This window comes from Methylobacterium sp. EM32 (assembly GCF_040593685.1).
Lineage (GTDB): Bacteria > Pseudomonadota > Alphaproteobacteria > Rhizobiales > Beijerinckiaceae > Methylobacterium.
Window position 1 is genome coordinate 121274 of the sequence record NZ_JBEXZS010000234.1, and the last position, 16300, is coordinate 137573.

At 71.4% G+C, this 16300-nt stretch carries 15 protein-coding genes; 4 read left to right on the top strand and 11 right to left on the bottom strand.

Annotated elements, in window-relative coordinates:
• The first annotated feature begins 99 nt into the window (after positions 1-99).
• Positions 100-936 carry a phasin family protein gene (locus tag ABZT49_RS29650; RefSeq protein WP_355291539.1) on the top strand — a complete coding sequence of 279 codons (837 nt, stop codon included), beginning with the start codon at positions 100-102 and terminating at the stop codon, positions 934-936.
• A gap of 75 nt (positions 937-1011) precedes the next feature.
• Positions 1012-1278: a hypothetical protein gene (locus ABZT49_RS29655; protein ID WP_355291541.1), complete on the top strand. Its 267-nt coding sequence runs from the start codon at positions 1012-1014 to the stop codon at positions 1276-1278.
• Between the two features lie 570 nt (positions 1279-1848).
• On the opposite strand, the gene ABZT49_RS29660 is transcribed toward ABZT49_RS29655, so the two are convergent.
• From ABZT49_RS29660 to ABZT49_RS29670, 3 genes are all read right to left on the bottom strand, one after another.
• On the bottom strand, positions 1849-2694 hold the full coding sequence (locus tag ABZT49_RS29660; RefSeq protein ID WP_355291543.1) for a class I SAM-dependent methyltransferase: 846 nt from the start codon (positions 2692-2694) through the stop codon (positions 1849-1851).
• Entirely contained in the window at positions 2691-3740 is a 1050-nt protein-coding gene (locus tag ABZT49_RS29665) for a lysylphosphatidylglycerol synthase domain-containing protein (protein WP_355291545.1), read from the bottom strand. Before ABZT49_RS29665 ends, ABZT49_RS29660 begins: the two co-directional genes overlap by 4 nt.
• Positions 3741-3918: 178 nt before the next feature.
• Positions 3919-4806 carry an alpha/beta fold hydrolase gene (locus ABZT49_RS29670; protein ID WP_355291546.1) on the bottom strand — a complete coding sequence of 296 codons (888 nt, stop codon included), beginning with the start codon at positions 4804-4806 and terminating at the stop codon, positions 3919-3921.
• A gap of 183 nt (positions 4807-4989) precedes the next feature.
• On the opposite strand from ABZT49_RS29670, the gene ABZT49_RS29675 reads away from it, so the two are divergent.
• Complete coding sequence (locus ABZT49_RS29675; RefSeq protein WP_355291548.1) at positions 4990-5604, top strand: GNAT family N-acetyltransferase; 615 nt, start codon at positions 4990-4992, stop codon at positions 5602-5604.
• Between the two features lie 4 nt (positions 5605-5608).
• Here ABZT49_RS29675 and fliJ read toward each other — a convergent pair whose 3' ends face one another.
• Both fliJ and fliI read right to left on the bottom strand, forming a co-directional pair.
• Positions 5609-6016, bottom strand: coding sequence for a flagellar export protein FliJ (gene fliJ, locus ABZT49_RS29680; protein ID WP_048431487.1), 408 nt, complete (start codon positions 6014-6016; stop codon positions 5609-5611).
• A gap of 92 nt (positions 6017-6108) precedes the next feature.
• The gene (gene fliI, locus ABZT49_RS29685) at positions 6109-7461 is read right to left on the bottom strand and encodes a flagellar protein export ATPase FliI (protein ID WP_355291551.1); all 1353 of its coding nucleotides are present in this window, start codon (positions 7459-7461) and stop codon (positions 6109-6111) included.
• 443 nt (positions 7462-7904) lie between these two features.
• Between fliI and ctrA the strand changes: the two genes are divergently transcribed.
• Positions 7905-8606: a response regulator transcription factor CtrA gene (gene ctrA, locus ABZT49_RS29690; RefSeq protein ID WP_355291553.1), complete on the top strand. Its 702-nt coding sequence runs from the start codon at positions 7905-7907 to the stop codon at positions 8604-8606.
• Positions 8607-9372: 766 nt separating this feature from the next.
• Here ctrA and ABZT49_RS29695 read toward each other — a convergent pair.
• From ABZT49_RS29695 to chpT, 6 genes are all read right to left on the bottom strand, one after another.
• The gene (locus tag ABZT49_RS29695; protein ID WP_355291555.1) at positions 9373-10266 is read right to left on the bottom strand and encodes a protein-glutamate O-methyltransferase CheR; all 894 of its coding nucleotides are present in this window, start codon (positions 10264-10266) and stop codon (positions 9373-9375) included.
• Positions 10267-10306: 40 nt separating this feature from the next.
• A complete protein-coding gene (locus ABZT49_RS29700) occupies positions 10307-11494 on the bottom strand; it encodes a chemotaxis response regulator protein-glutamate methylesterase (protein ID WP_355291557.1) in 1188 nt (395 codons plus the stop codon).
• Between the two features lie 101 nt (positions 11495-11595).
• A complete protein-coding gene (locus tag ABZT49_RS29705; protein ID WP_355291559.1) occupies positions 11596-11961 on the bottom strand; it encodes a response regulator in 366 nt (121 codons plus the stop codon).
• A gap of 17 nt (positions 11962-11978) precedes the next feature.
• Positions 11979-12479: a chemotaxis protein CheW gene (locus ABZT49_RS29710; RefSeq protein WP_355291561.1), complete on the bottom strand. Its 501-nt coding sequence runs from the start codon at positions 12477-12479 to the stop codon at positions 11979-11981.
• An 86-nt stretch (positions 12480-12565) separates the two neighbouring features.
• Positions 12566-15328, bottom strand: coding sequence for a hybrid sensor histidine kinase/response regulator (locus ABZT49_RS29715; RefSeq protein ID WP_355291563.1), 2763 nt, complete (start codon positions 15326-15328; stop codon positions 12566-12568).
• Between the two features lie 182 nt (positions 15329-15510).
• Positions 15511-16200 (bottom strand): histidine phosphotransferase ChpT, encoded by a 690-nt coding sequence (gene chpT, locus ABZT49_RS29720; protein ID WP_355291565.1) that lies wholly within the window; start codon positions 16198-16200, stop codon positions 15511-15513.
• Between the last annotated feature and the right edge of the window lie 100 nt (positions 16201-16300).

Genomic DNA, 16300 nt, shown 5'->3' on the forward strand with positions numbered 1-16300 from the left:
CGCGCCGGCTCCGCGTCCGCCCCCGCATCGGGTGAGGGCGGCCGCCCGCCGGGTGACGCGCCAGGGACGCGGCGCCCGCTACTCCGAGGAGGCCGAGCCATGACCACGACGCGCCGCACCGACCGAACCCGCAAGCCGCCCCGCCGCCCCCCCGTCCGGACGGCCGCGAGGATGGACGATCCTGCCAAGACGAGCGAACCGACCGTGAGCGAGATGACCGCCAGCGAGACGACGTCCGACGAGGCGATGATGGACGAGATCGCCGAGATCGAGACCTCGGCCGACATGGACCAGGCCGAGGCCGAGCAGCCCGGCACCGACCCGACCGCCGAGGACGGGCCGGCGGAGGCCGCCGAGCCGGAGCAGGCGCCCGAGACCCCCATCGAGGCGCCCGCCGCCGAGGCGGTCGACGAGGTCAAGAACGACGGGGACACGGTCGACGAAGCGTCGCCGGCCTCCTCGATCGAGGAGCCCGCCGAGGAGCCCGCGGCCGAGACGCCTGCCGCCGACATCGTCGCCACTGAGCCTGGGCCGGCCACGGCGCAGGATCCGGACATCCAGGACCCCGCTCCGGTGGCCTCCGAGGCGCCCGTCGCCGGGCCGGTCGCGGACGAGGCTCCCACGGCAACCGCCGAGGCGCCGGAAGCGGCGCCGGAGCAGCCCGGTCCGAAGGGCCAGGACGAGGTCCCGCTCGCCGCCATGCAGGGCTTCATCGAGATCAACGGCCGGCTGGTGGCGTTCCTCCAGGGCGAGAGCCAGGCGGCCCTCGCCTTCTGGAAGGCCGCGCTGACGGTCCGCACGCCGGGCGACCTCGCGCAGCTCCAAGCGGCCGAGATGACCCGGGCCGTCGATGCGGCATTCGCCTGCTGGCAGGACCTCGCCCGCCGGATGGAGCGTCTCCCGGCGTTCAAGGCGCCCCGCGCCCGCGCCGCCTGATCCATTCCCGGGCCGACCCCATCACGGGGCCGGCCCGGGCCGCCTGCGATTTTGCAAAACGCGAAGGAAACCGGGATGTTGGATGCTTGGTACGCGACGGCGATGCTCGCTCTGGAATCCCAGCGGGTCATCGAACTGCGCATGGTCAAGCTCGCCTGGGGCGGCGTGGCCGGCCAAGTCGAGGCGCAGCGGATGGTGAGCGAGAAGATCGGCGCGGCCCTCGAGGCGACCGGCACCCTGCTCGGCGGCGGCACGCCGGAGGCGGTGATCGACCGCTACCGCGAGCACGTGCGCAACAACGTCGAGCGCCTCTCCGCGCCGGCCCGCCCCAGCGGTCACTGAGACACCGCCGCTCTCTCCCGCGCGACCGGTCGCGCCGGGCCACCGGCGCTGCCATAGTTCATTGATTTTGTTGGATTTTCTGCGACGAACCGGTATCCGGTTCGTCGCACGATTCTCTCGTTGACTGCGCAAAAGCCCGCGCCGAACCCGAATACCCGTCCGGTGCACCAGGCGCGCGCCGGCACCGGGGCGGGAACGGGCGCGGGGGCAGCCTCGCGCGGGACGACCGGCAGGGTGGTGCCGGTGGTGGTCGGCTCCGGCGCGCCGGCATCGGCCGCCGCCGAGCGAATCTGCGGCCCCGAATCGAAGCCCGGCCCGGCGACGTCTCCGCGGGAGCGGCATGGCTCCGGCTCGATAAGAAGAACACGTCGCCGCGCCGCCCTCGCGCCTCCGCGGGCGCGGCCGCCAGGATCTCGAGGGCGACCAGCCCGACCATCAGACCCGTACGCTTGCCCGTATCTCCTCCGCGCAGCCGCACGTCCCGGCCGGGTGCGAGGACCACGATGGGCGTCCGGCGTTAATCCGGCACCGCACCCGATCGGTGGCATTCGAGTGGTTCGCGCGGAAATCTCACGCCTTGCGCAGCCACAGGCTGGTCTCGAAGGCGCCCGGCAGCAGGGGCAGCCGCGCGAGGACGCCGTCGAGGGGCCAGCCAGTCCCGGCCGCGACGTAGCGGCTGGCGAAGAGCGGGGCGTAGGCGCCGCCCTGGAGCAGCGTACCGACCGGCACTTGCTCGTTGTAGCCGCGCCAGGCCCATGCCTCGGGATAGGCGTCCGGCAGGAAGATGTCGTGCAGGTGCACGAGCACGCCTGCGGCGAGACGCGGCAGCACGTCGAGGAGGAGCCGGTCGACGTCGGTGCCCGGCATCGCGACGTGGCTCGAATCGATGAACAGCACGTCGCCGGATTCGAGCGCCGCCGCCTCCTCCGCATCCGCCGGTCCGAACAGGCGCGCCTCGTGGCGCAGGCCGAGGCCGGTCAGCGGCGCGCGGGGCGCCGGGTCGATACAGGTGATGGTGGTCGACAGGCCGCCGTCGCGGACGGCTTGCGCGAGGAAGCGGGTCGAGTGGCCCGAGCCGATCTCGACGATGCGGCGGGGCCGCTCGCGCCGCACCAGGGCGTAGGCGGCAGCGGCGTCGAGGCGCGGGAACCAGTCCTGGGTGAAGCGCGCCGGCCGCTCGCCGACCAGGCCCGGACCGCCGGCCGCGATGCGATCGAGGTCGGGGGCGTGCGCTTCGATCGCCGAGAGGACCGCCCGGAAGGCGGGTTCGGCCGCGAAAAAGATCGGGCGGAGGGCCGGGTAGCCCTCCGCCCGCGCCGCACCGGCGTGCCGGTACGGGATCAGGAAGCCGCCCGCCGGCAGGCCGAGCAGGGCGCGGAGACCGAGCCCGGCGCGGCGCAGGCGGGGACGGCTCATACCGCCTTGCGCACCGGAACGTCGCGCAGGTCCGGGGTGATGCCGGGGCCGTCGACCGGCGGCGGCGGCACGGTCGCCGGAGACGTCGCCTTGTTGCGCAGGGCGTCGGCGAGGCGGCCACGCTCGAACAGCAGCACCACGCCGATCGCCAGGGCGAAGGGCACGAGCAGGTAGAACAGGCGGAAAATCAGGACGGCGGCGAGCACGTCGGTCTTCGGCAGGTCCGGCATCGCCGTGATGAAGACGAGCTCGAACACCCCGATGCCGCCCGGCGCGTTGGAGACCAGCGCCACGGAGAACGAGGCGAGGAACACCGCGAGCACCACGAGGAAGCCCGGATTCCCGGCCTCGGGCAGGGCGAAGTAGATGATGCCGGCGGCGCCCAGGAGCTCGAGCGGCGCGGCGATCAGCTGGCGGCCCATGATGTTGGGACGCGGATACTCGATCTTGAACGAGCGGATATGCAGCGGCCGGAAGTGCAGGATCGAGCCGATGACGTAGAGGGCGACGAAGCCGAGCAGGCCGAAGCCAACGAGGCGGGCCGTGGTCGGGCTCGCCAGCACCGGCGGCAGCAGGCTCGCGACGCGCTGCAGCAGCTCGGGCTCCAGCACCAGCACTAGGCCGCCGAGGAACGCCGTGCCGAGGCCGAAGGTGAAGGAGCAGAGCGCCACCAGGACCGCCACCTGCGCGGGCGAGAGGCCCTTCGATGTGTAGGCGCGGTAGCGCACCACGGCGCCGGAGAACACCGAGGCGCCGATATTGTGCGACAGCGCGTAGGTGGTGAAGGAGCACACCGACACAAAGAGCCAGGAGATGCCCTTCACGCCGAGATGCAGGAGCGCGATCCGGTCGTACCAGGCGAGCGCGGCGTAGGCGACCAGGGTCGAGAGGACCGCGAGAGCATAGCGATGCGGCGGGATCGCCGCCAAGCTCGCCTTCACGTCGGCGAAGGACAGGCCCTTCAGCAGGTGCCACAGCAGGTAGACCGAGACCACGACGGCCCCGAGGCCGATGACCGGCCAGATGAAATCCTTGATCTTCTTCATCGCGGTCGTCGCGTCCCCAATTCTCGCGCGCGCTTCTGCCCGACCCTGCGGGCGACCGCAAGGACGGCCCGTCGCGGCGGGCCCCTCCTTTCATGGGATCGTGACGGTTTCGTGCCGCTTCCGTGTTGCATCCGGCCCGGGGCGCTCCTGTCTGCGGGCCCCGTCCAGGCTCCCTGGTTCAGGCTCCCCTGGCGTCGAGCCAGTCGAGGAGCATGCGGGCGACGCCCTCCGAGCCGAGATCGAGCTGGAGGAAATGGGCGATGCCCGGCACGGTGCGGTGCTGGGCGCCGTGATAGAGCGCGGTGCGCCATGTCGTCGCCGGCCAGATCATGCGATCGTCGGCGCCGCCGAGGACCAGGGCCGGCACGCCCGCGAAGGCCGCCGAGAGCGGCAGGACCGGCATGTGCGCCTCGGCGAGCGCCACCGGGCTCTCGGCCGACATCCGGGCGGCGTAGTTCTGCGCCCGCTCCAGGGGCAGGCCTTCCGAGAACAGCCAGTGGCGGGCGAGCGCCACCGCCGGCTCGCGGCCGGGCAGGAGCGAGCCCGCCAGCGCCTCGACCCAGAAGCCCGCATCGGTCATCGCGATGCGCGGGCCGACGAGGCCGAGGCCCTCCGGCGGCAGGGAGGCCATCAGGACGAGGCCGCGCAGCGGCACGTGGCCGAGGACGCGCTGCGCCAGCAACCCGCCGAGCGAGTGCCCGACCAGCACCGGCGGCTCGCCCCACTGCGCCAGGGCCAGCTTCAGGTCGGCGACGTAATCGGTGAGCGAGGCGGCGCGCAGGTCGCGCCCGCCCCCGCTGCGGCCGTGGCCGCGCAGGCTCACCGCCGCCGCGCGGCGGCCGCGCCGGGCGAGGTGGGGCAGGAAGATCTCCTCGAACATCCAGGCGCCCCCGAAGGCGCCGTGCACGAAGAGGAGAGGCGCACCGCGGGGCTCGCCGGCGGGCTCGGCCTCGATCCATTCGAGGGCGGGGCCGTCGCTGCGCTCGATCATGCGGCGCGTCACCTGCGCCCGCGGTTCGGTGACGACCGTGAAGCGGCGCCGGTCCCGCGCGTGGGCGTCGTGCATGGTCGTGCCTCTCAACGGTCCGGCGGCCGGCCCGATCCTCAATCTAATGGCCAAGCCCCGTTCGCCCAGCCACCCGAACGGCGGAACGCCCGGATCGCGACAGCGTGGCACGGGAAAGCTTGACACAAGGGAAACGGCCCGGCCCCCTCGGGGCCCGGCATCCCGACAGGAGACATTCGCGCCGTGAGCGACCACCCGACCGACGGACCGCGCCTGAGCCTCGACGGCACCACCGCTCTGCCACCGACCCACGTCGCCGCCGTGGTGACCTACCTGGAGATGCGCGAGCCCCCTCCCCCGCGGGAGCGTGTGCCCGCGCGGCTCGCGGCGATCGGCGCGGACCTTCCCCGCTACCGGGCGCTCTACGCGGCGATCGGGACGCCCTGGCTGTGGTTCGGCCGGGCGCGGATGAGCGACGAGGCGCTGCTGACGATCCTGGGTGACCCGAACGTCGAGGCCCTGGCCCTCGTCGGGGAGGACGGCGACATCGGCCTCATGGAGCTCGACCGGCGCCGGCCGGGAGAGGTGGAACTCGCCTATTTCGGTCTCGTGCCGGGGTCGGTCGGCCGGGGTCTCGGGCGACGGCTGATGGAGGAGGCCGTGGCCCGGGCGTTCTCCCGGCCGATCGACCGGTTCTGGGTACATACCTGCACCCTCGATCATCCGGGCGCGGTCGATTTCTACCGCCGCTCTGGTTTCCGGCCTTACGCCCGGGCGATCGAGGTCGCGCCGGATCCGCGTCTCACCGGCGCCCTGCCCCGCATCGCTGCCGGGCAGATCCCCCTGTTGGCGGAGTGATTCGTCAGGCCCGTGCGCGGCCGAGCCCGATCGCGTCCATGCTGGCCTGGTCGCGGGCGTTCTCGGCGGCGCGCTCGCCCGAGCGCTCGCGGTCGTCGAGGATCTCGACCTTCTTCAGTTCCTCGAAGGCCTCGGCGAGCGCCGCCTTGGCGGCGGCGAGCTGGACGTCGAGGTCCTCGGCCGAGCGGCGGATGTTGTCGCGGCGCTGGGCGGCCGCGCGGGCGTAGGTCGGGTAGGCGAAGTGGGCCGGATCGGAGATCCCGGCCCGCTGCTCCTCCTGGCCGATCTCGCGATCGAGGTCGGCGGCCATACGGGCGAAATCGGCGATCATCGCCTCGATTTGCGCGACTTTGCGGCGCTTCTCGTCGGCCTGGAAGCGGCGCAGCCGGATGAGCGTGTCCCGCGACTTCATCGATACTCTACTCCCGCCAGCGGCTTGCGGCCGAGCTGTGAGCCCGCCACGCGCCGTCACGCGGCCGCATCGGCGGGCCGCGCGACCGGCCCTCACGGCCCGCCGACGATTGCGGCGAGGCGTTCGTAACCCTCGCGGATGGAGGTTGCTTCTTCCTTACCCTGCCCCAGAAAAGCCTCCAGATCCGGCATCAGACCGATCGCCTCGTCTACCTCCGGCGAGCTGCCGGGGCGGTAGGCGCCGAGCCGGATCAGCTCCTCCATGTCGGCATAGGTCGAGAGCACCCGGCGGGCGCGGCGCACCACGGGGAGGAAATCCGGGTCGCAGGCACGCGGCATGGTGCGGGAGACCGATCGCAGCACGTTGATCGCCGGGTAGCGCCCGCGCTCGGCGATGGCCCGCTCCATCACGATGTGCCCGTCGAGGATGCCCCGCACCGCGTCGGCCACCGGCTCGTTGTGGTCGTCGCCCTCGACCAGCACGGTGAACAGGCCGGTGATCGCCCCCTCGCCGGTCCCGGGTCCCGCCCGCTCGAGCAGGCGCGGCAATTCCGAGAAGACGGTCGGCGTGTAGCCCTTGGCGGTCGGCGGCTCGCCGGCGGCGAGCCCGATATCGCGCTGGGCCATGGCGAACCGGGTGATCGAATCGACCATGCACAGGACCTGCGCGCCGGAATCGCGAAAATGCTCGGCGAGCGCGAAGGTGACGTAGGCGGCGTTGCGGCGCATCAGGGCCGGCTCGTCGGAGGTGGCGACCACCACGACGGAACGGGCGAGGCCTTCTTCCCCGAGATCGTCCTGGAGGAATTCCTGCACCTCACGGCCGCGCTCGCCGACGAGGCCGATCACCGCGACGTCGGCGGCAGTGTAGCGCGCCAGCATCGAGAGCAGCACCGACTTGCCGACGCCGGAGCCGGCGAAGATGCCCATGCGCTGGCCGGCGCACATCGTCAGGAAGGTGTTGATGCAGCGCACGCCGAGATCGAGGGGCGGGCCGACCCGGCGGCGGGCGTGGGCGGGCGGCGGATCGGCCTGGAGGCCGTACGCGGCCGGTCCCGGCGGCAGCGGCCCCTTGCCGTCGATGGGACGCCCCAGCGCGTCGACGACGCGGCCGAGCCAGGCGCGGCTCGGGCGGATCGCGCCGGCGCCCTCCGCCCGCACCCGGGCCGGGCAGCCGCGGCGCACCCCCTGGAGCGAGCCGAACGGCATCGCCAGGGCGTGGGGCCCGGAGAAGCCGATGATCTCGCAGGGGATCGCGGTGCCGGCGGCCTCGTTCACCATGACGTCGAGCCGGCCGCCGAGCCGCATCGCCGCAACCGGGCCGGCGACCTCGATCAGGAGGCCGCGGACCGCCACCACCCGGCCGAAGGTCTCGACCTCCTCGACGCCGGCGAGCGCCGCGCGGGCGGCCTCGAAGCGCCCTCCCCCGGCCGCGGACCCGCTCATAAACCCTCTCCCGGCACCATCCTGTTGATACGAGGCCGTTTCCCGAACCGTGACGCTGCCATTGCCGGATTCCATCAACGATCCATTTACCCCTCTCCTTAACACTGAGGCAGATGGGATCCGCGTCGGGCGCCCGGAGGTTCTCCGGGGGCGTGGCGCGGGCGCAACATCAGGGGCAGGCCTCATGATGCGAGTCATTTAGGCGGCCCGTCAGGGGCGGGATGCAGGTATGCTACCGCGATTCGGCCGGAACGGAACGCCAACCCGCAAGGGTCCGGCCCGTCGGTGGTTTCCTAACCGCTTGCGGAACCGGAACAGGGTTTGTTAACCGTTCGGGCATAGCGTCGCGGTTCGGAAGATAACGGGCGTCCCCCACGGGCCGGTGGGAGACGGGCGGCGGGGGCTTGCCTTAACCCTTGAGGGCCAGGGCTTGGGGACCTGAGATGCGGGTACTTCTGATCGAGGACGACAGCGCGACGGCGCAGAGCATCGAGTTGATGCTCAAGTCCGAGAACTTCAACACCTATACGACCGACCTCGGCGAGGAGGGTGTCGATCTCGGCAAGCTGTACGACTACGACATCATTCTGCTCGACCTGAACCTGCCCGACATGTCGGGTTACGAGGTGCTGCGCTCGCTGCGGGTGGCGAAGGTCAAGACCCCGATCCTGATCCTCTCCGGCATGGCCGGGATCGAGGACAAGGTGAAGGGCCTCGGCTTCGGCGCCGATGATTACCTCACCAAACCTTTCCACAAAGATGAACTGGTCGCGAGAATCCACGCGATCGTGCGCCGGTCGAAGGGCCACGCGCAGTCGGTGATCACCACCGGCGACCTGATCGTGAACCTCGACCAGAAGACGGTCGAGGTGTCGGGCGCCCGGGTGCACCTCACCGGCAAGGAGTACCAGATGCTGGAGCTCCTCAGCCTGCGCAAGGGCACCACGCTAACGAAGGAGATGTTCCTGAACCATCTCTATGGCGGCATGGACGAGCCCGAGTTGAAGATCATCGACGTATTCATCTGCAAGCTGCGCAAGAAGCTGGCGAATGCCAGCCACGGCAAGAACTACATCGAGACGGTCTGGGGCCGCGGCTACGTGCTGCGCGAGCCGACCGAGGACGAGGGTCGCATCGCGGTCTGACGACCGGCCGTCGGGCCGGACGGACGAAAGAACCCCGCTCCGGCGGGGTTTTTTCGTTGGTGGTGGAGGGTTGTCGAGGCCGGGATCGGCGGGCGAGGCACCGGCTTGCCGGCCTCTTGGATCTCATACGATTTCCCACTGATTGCTTTCCGCAATGCGGGACATCGACTTCGCTCAGGCGCCACGCAGGCTTGCGATGCGATTTCCGGAAGGGATCTTCCGGCAATCGAATCAGTCGAGTCGCTGAGCGATCGATGGAAGACGCCCAGGCCGGGCATGATGCTCGTGAGCGCACACGGCCGGAGGCCGGATTTCATCCCGGTCGTTCAACGGGTCGAAGCCGTCCGACGGATCGAATTCCGCCGGCGCCCTTCCGACCCTCAGGATCATCCCGGGGCCGCGGGGCGGAGCCCGGGATTTCTGACCGCCGCGGCCGAGGAACGAGGCGGATCGCGGTCCACGTCCTCCTGAATCGTCGGCGGTTACGGGTCCCGGGTTCCCGGCTGCGCCGAGCCCCGGGACGACCCTGATGGGTTTCAATCCATCTGGAGAAAACCCAACGGGCTTTGAAGCTTGCAGGATGTCAGGCGCCGGGCATCGGGGGTGCCGCCCGGGATCGCCAGCATCCTCTCCCGCCCGCCTTGTGCAGAGCTGTGGCGGCGGGGCGTTCCGGACGACGGCCCCAAACCCGCGAAGGCCGGCTCCCGGGGGAAGCCGACCTCTTCTCGCGCGCGGGATCGGGCGAGGCGTCGCCCGCGCCGGGACCTCAGCGCGTCGCCCAGCGCAGACCGGAAGCGGCAGCGGCGGCCGTCGGGACGGTCGGCGTCGGGATCATCGCGCTCGCCCCGGCTCGGGCGTGCCGGTAGAGGCCGCGATGCTCGGGGTCGGGCATCAGCGATTCGGTGATGCCGATCACCGTCTCGGCGGCGCCGAGCAGCACCGCCCCGTCGGGGGCGAGCTGGTCGGCGATGCGGCGCAGCACGTCGGCCTTGGTCACCGTGTCGAAATAGATCAGCACGTTGCGGCAATAGACGATATCGAAGGTGCCGAGCTGCTCGAACGGCTGCAGCAGATTGAGCGGGCGGAAATCGACCATCTGGCGCAGGGATTCCGCGATGCGCCACTGCTCGCCCACCTGGGTGAAGTGCTTGAGCATCAGCTGCACGGGCAGGCCGCGCTGGACCTCGAACTGGTTGTACAGGCCGAGCCTGGCCTTCTCCAGCACCTCGGTCGAGAGGTCGGTGGCGACGATCTCGACCCGCCAGCCGGCGAGCCGGGGCGCCGCTTCCGCGAGCAGCATCGCCAGCGAGTACGGCTCCTGGCCGGTCGAGGCGGCGGCGCACCAGATCCGCAGGCGGCGCTGGCCGGCCCGGGCCGTCAGCGCGCCGGGCAGCAGCACGTCGCGAAACAGGTCGAACGGCGTGCGGTCGCGGAAGAAGAAGGTCTCGTTGGTGGTCATCGCCTCGACCACCGCGCGCTCGATGGCGCCGTCGCGGGCGAGCCGCAGGCAGCCGATCAGCTCGGTCAGCCCGGCGAGGTTGAAGCGCCGGCAGACCGGCGACAGGCGGCTCTCGACCAGGTAGCGCTTCTCCGCCGTGAGGGCGAGGCCGGAGCGCTGCTTGAGGTAGAGGCGGAGGAAATCGAACTCGGTCTCGGTCATCGACGCGGCATCCTCCCCCGGATCCGTGGCAGGATATCCATCAGTGGCCGCCGATGGCGGTGCGGAGTGCCGGGCCGATCGCCGGCAGCGGCAGGATCTCGTGGGCGTAGCCGGCCTTCACCAGGCTGCCGGGCATGCCCCAGACGGTCGAGGTCGCCTCGTCCTGGGCGAGCATGACCCCGCCGGCATCGACCAGGGCCTTGGCGCCCTTGGTGCCGTCCGAGCCCATGCCGGTGAGGATCACCGACAGGGTGGCGGCGCCGTAGACTTCCGCCGCGTCGCGGAACATCACGTCGACCGCCGGGCGGCAGAAATTGACCGGTGGGCCGTCGTTGAGCTGGATCACCGCCTCGGCGGCGGTGCCGGTGAGACCCATGTGGCGCCCGCCGGGGGCGACGTACACGATTCCCGGACGCACCGGCTCGCCGTGCTTGGCCTCCGCCGCCGGCAGGCCGATCCGGGCGCCGAGATGCTCGGCGAAGACCGCGGTGAAGACCGGCGGCATGTGCTGGACGATCAGGACCGGCACGCGCCGCAAGGTCGCGGCACCGATGCCCTCCAGCACCTCCCCCACCGCCCGCGGGCCGCCGGTCGAGGAGCCGATGAGCAGGCAGCGCGGCGGGCTGGTGCGCAGGGGGCGCGGGCGCACGCTCACCGGCGCCGGCGCCGGCGCAGCCGACGGGCGCGGCGACGGCGCGGCAACGGCGGCCGGGCGCTCGGGCAGCCCGACCGGGCCGGGCCGCTCGGAGAACGCCGTGGGCCGGGCGCGGGGCCGGTTGCGCAGGTCGGCTCCGAGCATCCGAATCTTCTGGACCAGGTCCTCGCGAAAGCTCGCCTGGGTGGTGACGCCGCGGTTGCCCTCGGGCTTCGGCAGGTAGTCGATCGCCCCGAGAGCGAGGCAGCGGAGCGAGATTTCCGCGTTGCGCTGGGTCAGGGTCGACATCATCACGACTTGGAGCCCGGGGCGCTTGGCCAGCATCCGGGGCAGCGCCTGGGTGCCGTCGAGCTCCGGCATCTCGATGTCGAGAAGCACGATGTCGGGCTGGACCCGGTCGAGGGCGTCGAGCGCGATGCGACCGTTCGAGGCGGTGCCGACGACTTCGCAGCCGGCCTCCTCAAGCCAGCGCGAGACGAGGCCGCGGACCACGACGGAATCGTCGGCGACAAGGACGCGGATGCGCGGTCCGGCGCTGGCTGATGGGGTGGAGGGCGCGGCGGATGCGGCCATGGCGTTTCTCGGTGGGCGCGCCGCGGGGCGGCCGGGGAATCGGGCCCCGGTTACGAAGCCGGGGCGTCTCGGGGCGTCTCGGGTCTGTCGTGCGGCCGGCCTCAGGCGAGGCCCACCGCCTGGAGCTTGGCGGTCATGATGTCCTTGTCGAAGGGCTTCATGATGTACTCGTCGGCGCCGGCCTGGAGCGCCCGGGCGATCGACGCGACGTCGTTCTCGACGGTGCAGAACAGCACCTTCGGGTGGTCGCCCTCGGGCAGCCGGCGCAGGGCGCGCAGGACGTCGTAGCCGTCCAGGTGCGGCATGTTCCAGTCGAGCAGGACGGCGTCCGGCATGTGCGACCGGCACTGCTCGACCGCCTCGCGGCCGTCCTCGGCCTCCGCCACCCGGAAGCCGAGGCCCTCGATGATCCGGCGCGCCACCTTGCGGATCACCGCCGAGTCGTCGACGATCAGGAAGGTTCTCATCCGGCCGCCCCCGGGGATCACGCCGCGCTGGCCGCTTGGCGCTCGTCACCGAAGGCGAGGACCGCCTCGACGTCGAGGATCATCAGCAGGCGGCCGTCGAGGCGGTGCACCCCGCGCGAGACCGCGCGCCAGCGGTTGTGGAGATGGACCGGGTTCGGCTCGTAGGTGTCGGCCGAGAGCTTCATCACCTCGCCGACCTGATCGACGAGGAGCCCGTAGGCTTCGCCGCCATGCTCCAGGCCCACCGCCATGTTGCGGCCGTCGCCGGTACGGTCGGGCAGGCCGAGGCGGCGGCGCAGGCAGAGCGCCGTGACGACGCGGCCGCGCAGGTTGAGCAGGCCCTTGATCTCCGGCGGCGCCAGCGGGACGTCGGTGAGGTTGGTGGCGATGAAGACGTCGTGGACCTTGTCGATCGGCAGGCCGAACAGCTCGTCGCCGAGGAGGACCGTGACGTAGTCGGTGGTCTCGCCGGCGGACGGCGCGGGCGTGCCGGCGGTGTTGGTGTTGGCGGCCATCATGGGCGGGGCTCGGACATGGGAGGTCGGACTGGGAGGGAGGTCGGTCCGGGCGCGGCGTCGCGCGCCCGAACGATCGCGTCAGCGGATCACGCCGCGGCGTCGAGGGGGGCGCTGGTGATCTCGTTCACCGCCGCCACCAGACCGGAGCGGTCGAACTTCGCCACGCAATCGGCGACGCCGAGGGCCCGGGCCCGGGCGAGCGAGTCCGGCGCCATCGTGCCGGCGAGCGCCACCACCGGCATCGCGGCGAGCCTGCCGCCGCTCTTGCGCATCGCCTCGATCAGGTCGAACCCCGAGCGGCCCGGCATCTCGAGGTCGCAGACCACGAGGTCGAGCTTCGCCTCGCCGCCGAGATGGCGCATGGCCTCCTCGGCATCGCCGGCCTGCGTCACGCGGAAGCCGGCCGCCTTGAGCACCGGGGTCAGCATCTCGCGGAAGAAGGCCGAGTCGTCGACGAGGAGCAGGCTCGGCGCCGTCGGTACCGCGCGGTGGGCCGCCTGGCCCCAATCGTCGTGGGCGAGCGGCAGGTAATGGGCGATGTTGACGATCTCGGTCGCCCGGTTGCGCACCACCGCCGAGCCAATCAGGTCCGAGCGTTCGGTGACCAGTTCGACGTCCAGCACCTCGTCGACGATGTCGACGATCTCGTCGACCACGAGGCCCATCGAGCGCTCGCCATCGGAGAACACCACCAGCGCCTGGGCGCCCTCCCGTTTCAGCGCCTGCGACGGATCGGCCGGGACGAGCGGCATCAGGCGGCCGCGATACTGGATCAACGGGCGCCCGCCGACCCATTCGATCTTGGCCGCATCGATCTCCTCGAGGCGCGTGACCAGGGAGAGGGGTACGGCCTTCAGCGAGTCGCCGCCGCCCTTGAACACCAGGAGCGTCACCGCCTGATCGGCCCCGGTCTCGTCGCCCTCGGCCTCCGCCTCGACCTCGCCGGGCTGGCCGCTCGCCGTGCCGGAGCCGACCATCTTGGCGACGCCGTTGGGATCGATGATCAGCACCACCGCGCCGTCACCGAGGATGGTGTTGCCCGAGAAGAGCGGGATGTGCCGCAGCTTCGAGGACATCGGCTTCACGACGATCTCTTCCGTGTGGAAGACGCCGTCGACCAGGATGCCGAAGCGCTGGCGCCCGACCTGGCTCACCACCACGAAGCCCTCGTCGGTCGAGGCCGGGGCGTCGGGAGCGTCGAGGCCGAGCATCGCCGCCACCGGCACGATCGGCAGCAGGCGGTCGCGCAGGCGCAGGACCGGCGAGCCGTTGATCCGCTCCACCGTGTGGTCGGTACCGGGCTGCACCCGGACCAGCTCCAGCACCGAGACCTGCGGGATCGCGAAGCGCTGCTCGCGGGCCGAGACGATCAGCGCCGCCACGATGGCGAGGGTCAGCGGGATCTTGATCGTGAAGGTGGTGCCGCGGCCGAGCTGGGTCTGAATGTCGATTGTGCCGCCGATCAGCTCGATGTTGGTCTTCACCACGTCCATGCCGACGCCGCGGCCGGAGACCGAGGTGACCGCCTTGGCGGTGGAGAAGCCGGCGTGGAAGATGAACTTCGCCACCTGGGCGTCGGTCATCCGCTCGACCTCGGCCTCCGTGGCGACGCCGCGCTCGATCGCCTTGCGGCGGATCGCCGAGAGGTCGAGGCCCTTGCCGTCGTCGGCGATCTCGATCGTGATCGTGCCGCCCTCGTGGAAGGCGTTGAGGCGGATCGTGCCCTTCTCGGGCTTGCCGGCGGACTTGCGCTCCGCGCCCGACTCGATGCCGTGATCGGCCGAGTTGCGCACCATGTGGGTGAGCGGGTCCTTGATGACCTCGAGGACCTGGCGGTCCAGCTCGGTCTCGGCGCCCTGCATCACCAGGTCGATCTTCTTGCCGAGTTCCGACGAGAGGTCGCGCACCACCCGCGGCAGCTTCTGCCAAGCCGAGCCGATCGGCTGCATGCGGGTCTTCATCACCCCTTCCTGCAGCTCGGCGGTGACGTGGGACAGGCGCTGCAGCGGCACCTTGTAGTTGCCGTCCTCGTGCCGGCGGGCGATCTCGAGCAGCTGGTTGCGGGTCAGCACCAGCTCCGAGACCATGGTCATCAGGTGCTCGAGGGTGTCGACGTTCACCCGGATCGTCTGCACCTTGCTGACCGGGCCGCTCTCGGCCTCGCCGGCGGGCTGCTCGGCCCGCGCCGGCTCGGGCCGGCGGACCTCAGGCGCCGTCGCGGCAACCTCCTGACGAACGGGCTCCTGACGGACAGGCTCCTGGCGGACGGGCTCCGGACGGGCGGCCTCCTGCCGGACGGGCTCGGGCGCCGGCATCGGCGCGGGAGCCTCGACCTCGACCTCAGTGTCGCGGAAGGCGCGCTCGAGGTCGTCGAGGGAGACCTCGCCGGGCTTGAGCGCCCGCTCCAGCACCTGGAGCACCAGGGTGCCGGAGGCCGCCGGGGGGGCGACGGGCACCGGCTCGGGCTCCGGGATCGGCCCCTCGGACATGCGCTCGAGGGCACCGATCAGGTCTTCGTCGACCCCGGCCGGCTCGCCGCCGGTGCGCTCCAGCTCGGCCAGGATCAGCTTGATCCGGTCGAGGGTCTGCAGGATCAGGCTGACGGCCGGGCTCGTCACCGGCATGCCGTCGCGGAACTTGCCCATCAGGGTCTCGGCCGCGTGCGCCAGCGCCTCGAGGCGGGGCAGGCCGAGGAAGCCGCAGGTGCCCTTGATGGTGTGCACCAGACGGAAGATATTCCGCAGGATCGTCTGGTTGTTGGGATCCTGCTCGAACCGGACGAGCTCGAGGTCGACAGTGTCCAGGTGCTCCCCGGATTCCGTCAGGAACTCACGCAACAAATCGTCCATCGCAGCCACTCGTCGATCCACGCAGGATCTCTGCGCAGTCTCGACGGTGCCATGGGAGCCTTTATGATCCGTTGCCGGAAATCCTCACACTGGTCCGGTCCCGGTCGTCATTCGCTCAAGAAACGGGGAAAACCCCGGGGCGCATCGGGAGAGACGCCCCGCCCCGGGATTCGGCCGCGGGGTTAGATGCCGTTACCGTCGCCGTCGGCCTCGGACTCGACTTCGGCCGAGGCGGCGGGCTCGGCCCGGATCGTGACCGTGTCGCCCTCGATCGAGAACCGCACCCCCATCTCGGCGGCCCGGGCGACCAACCCGGCGTAGAACGGCTGGATCGCGTGGGCGTCGACGGTGCCGCTTGCCGGCGTGCCGGCGATTAGCGCCTCGACATGGGGCGGGATGCGGGCATAGGCGCCCTTGGCGGTCAGCACGAAGAGCGGCGCCTCGGCCTCGCCGGTGACCTTGACGTCGATGACGCCGCCTCGGGGGATCGCCGTGACGGCGATGACCACAAGGTTCAGGAGCAGCTTGACCTTGTTCTTCGGAAACAGCGCCCGGGGCGCGCTCCACGACAGCTGGGTCTTCTCGTCGCCGAACATGCCGCGGGAGACGTTCTCGGCATCGGCGAGGTCGATGGTGGCCCCGGCCGAGCCCGCCGCCCCGAAGGCGATGCGGGCGAATTGCAGCCGCGCCGAGGCCTGCCGGGCGCTCTTGCGGATCAGGTCGAGGGCGAAGTCACGCATCTCGGCGCTGTCCTCGTCCTCCAGCACCTCGAGGCCGTTCACGATGGCGCCGACGGGGCTGATGACGTCGTGGCAGACCCGCGAGCAGAGCAGCGCCGAGAGGTCGAGGGCGTCGAGGGTGACGGTGGTCATGGGGGCGCTCCGCGGGGCCGGCAGAAGGTGTCGAGGTCGCGGCGGCTCCCGCCACGGTTTGCCGGCACGGATAGCCGTCGCGCGGCGGTTTGAAAAGGCG

Bases quoted from the DNA above. Each gene is read 5' to 3' on its own strand.
- ABZT49_RS29650 (WP_355291539.1), top strand. From the start codon at position 100: ATGACCACGACGCGCCGCACCGACCGAACCCGCAAGCCGCCCCGCCGC.
- ABZT49_RS29655 (WP_355291541.1), top strand. From the start codon at position 1,012: ATGTTGGATGCTTGGTACGCGACGGCGATGCTCGCTCTGGAATCCCAG.
- ABZT49_RS29660 (WP_355291543.1), bottom strand. From the start codon at position 2,694: ATGAGCCGTCCCCGCCTGCGCCGCGCCGGGCTCGGTCTCCGCGCCCTG.
- ABZT49_RS29665 (WP_355291545.1), bottom strand. From the start codon at position 3,740: ATGAAGAAGATCAAGGATTTCATCTGGCCGGTCATCGGCCTCGGGGCC.
- ABZT49_RS29670 (WP_355291546.1), bottom strand. From the start codon at position 4,806: ATGCACGACGCCCACGCGCGGGACCGGCGCCGCTTCACGGTCGTCACC.
- fliJ (WP_048431487.1), bottom strand. From the start codon at position 6,016: ATGAAGTCGCGGGACACGCTCATCCGGCTGCGCCGCTTCCAGGCCGAC.
- fliI (WP_355291551.1), bottom strand. From the start codon at position 7,461: ATGAGCGGGTCCGCGGCCGGGGGAGGGCGCTTCGAGGCCGCCCGCGCG.
- ctrA (WP_355291553.1), top strand. From the start codon at position 7,905: ATGCGGGTACTTCTGATCGAGGACGACAGCGCGACGGCGCAGAGCATC.
- ABZT49_RS29695 (WP_355291555.1), bottom strand. From the start codon at position 10,266: ATGACCGAGACCGAGTTCGATTTCCTCCGCCTCTACCTCAAGCAGCGC.
- ABZT49_RS29700 (WP_355291557.1), bottom strand. From the start codon at position 11,494: ATGGCCGCATCCGCCGCGCCCTCCACCCCATCAGCCAGCGCCGGACCG.
- ABZT49_RS29705 (WP_355291559.1), bottom strand. From the start codon at position 11,961: ATGAGAACCTTCCTGATCGTCGACGACTCGGCGGTGATCCGCAAGGTG.
- ABZT49_RS29710 (WP_355291561.1), bottom strand. From the start codon at position 12,479: ATGATGGCCGCCAACACCAACACCGCCGGCACGCCCGCGCCGTCCGCC.
- ABZT49_RS29715 (WP_355291563.1), bottom strand. From the start codon at position 15,328: ATGGACGATTTGTTGCGTGAGTTCCTGACGGAATCCGGGGAGCACCTG.
- chpT (WP_355291565.1), bottom strand. From the start codon at position 16,200: ATGACCACCGTCACCCTCGACGCCCTCGACCTCTCGGCGCTGCTCTGC.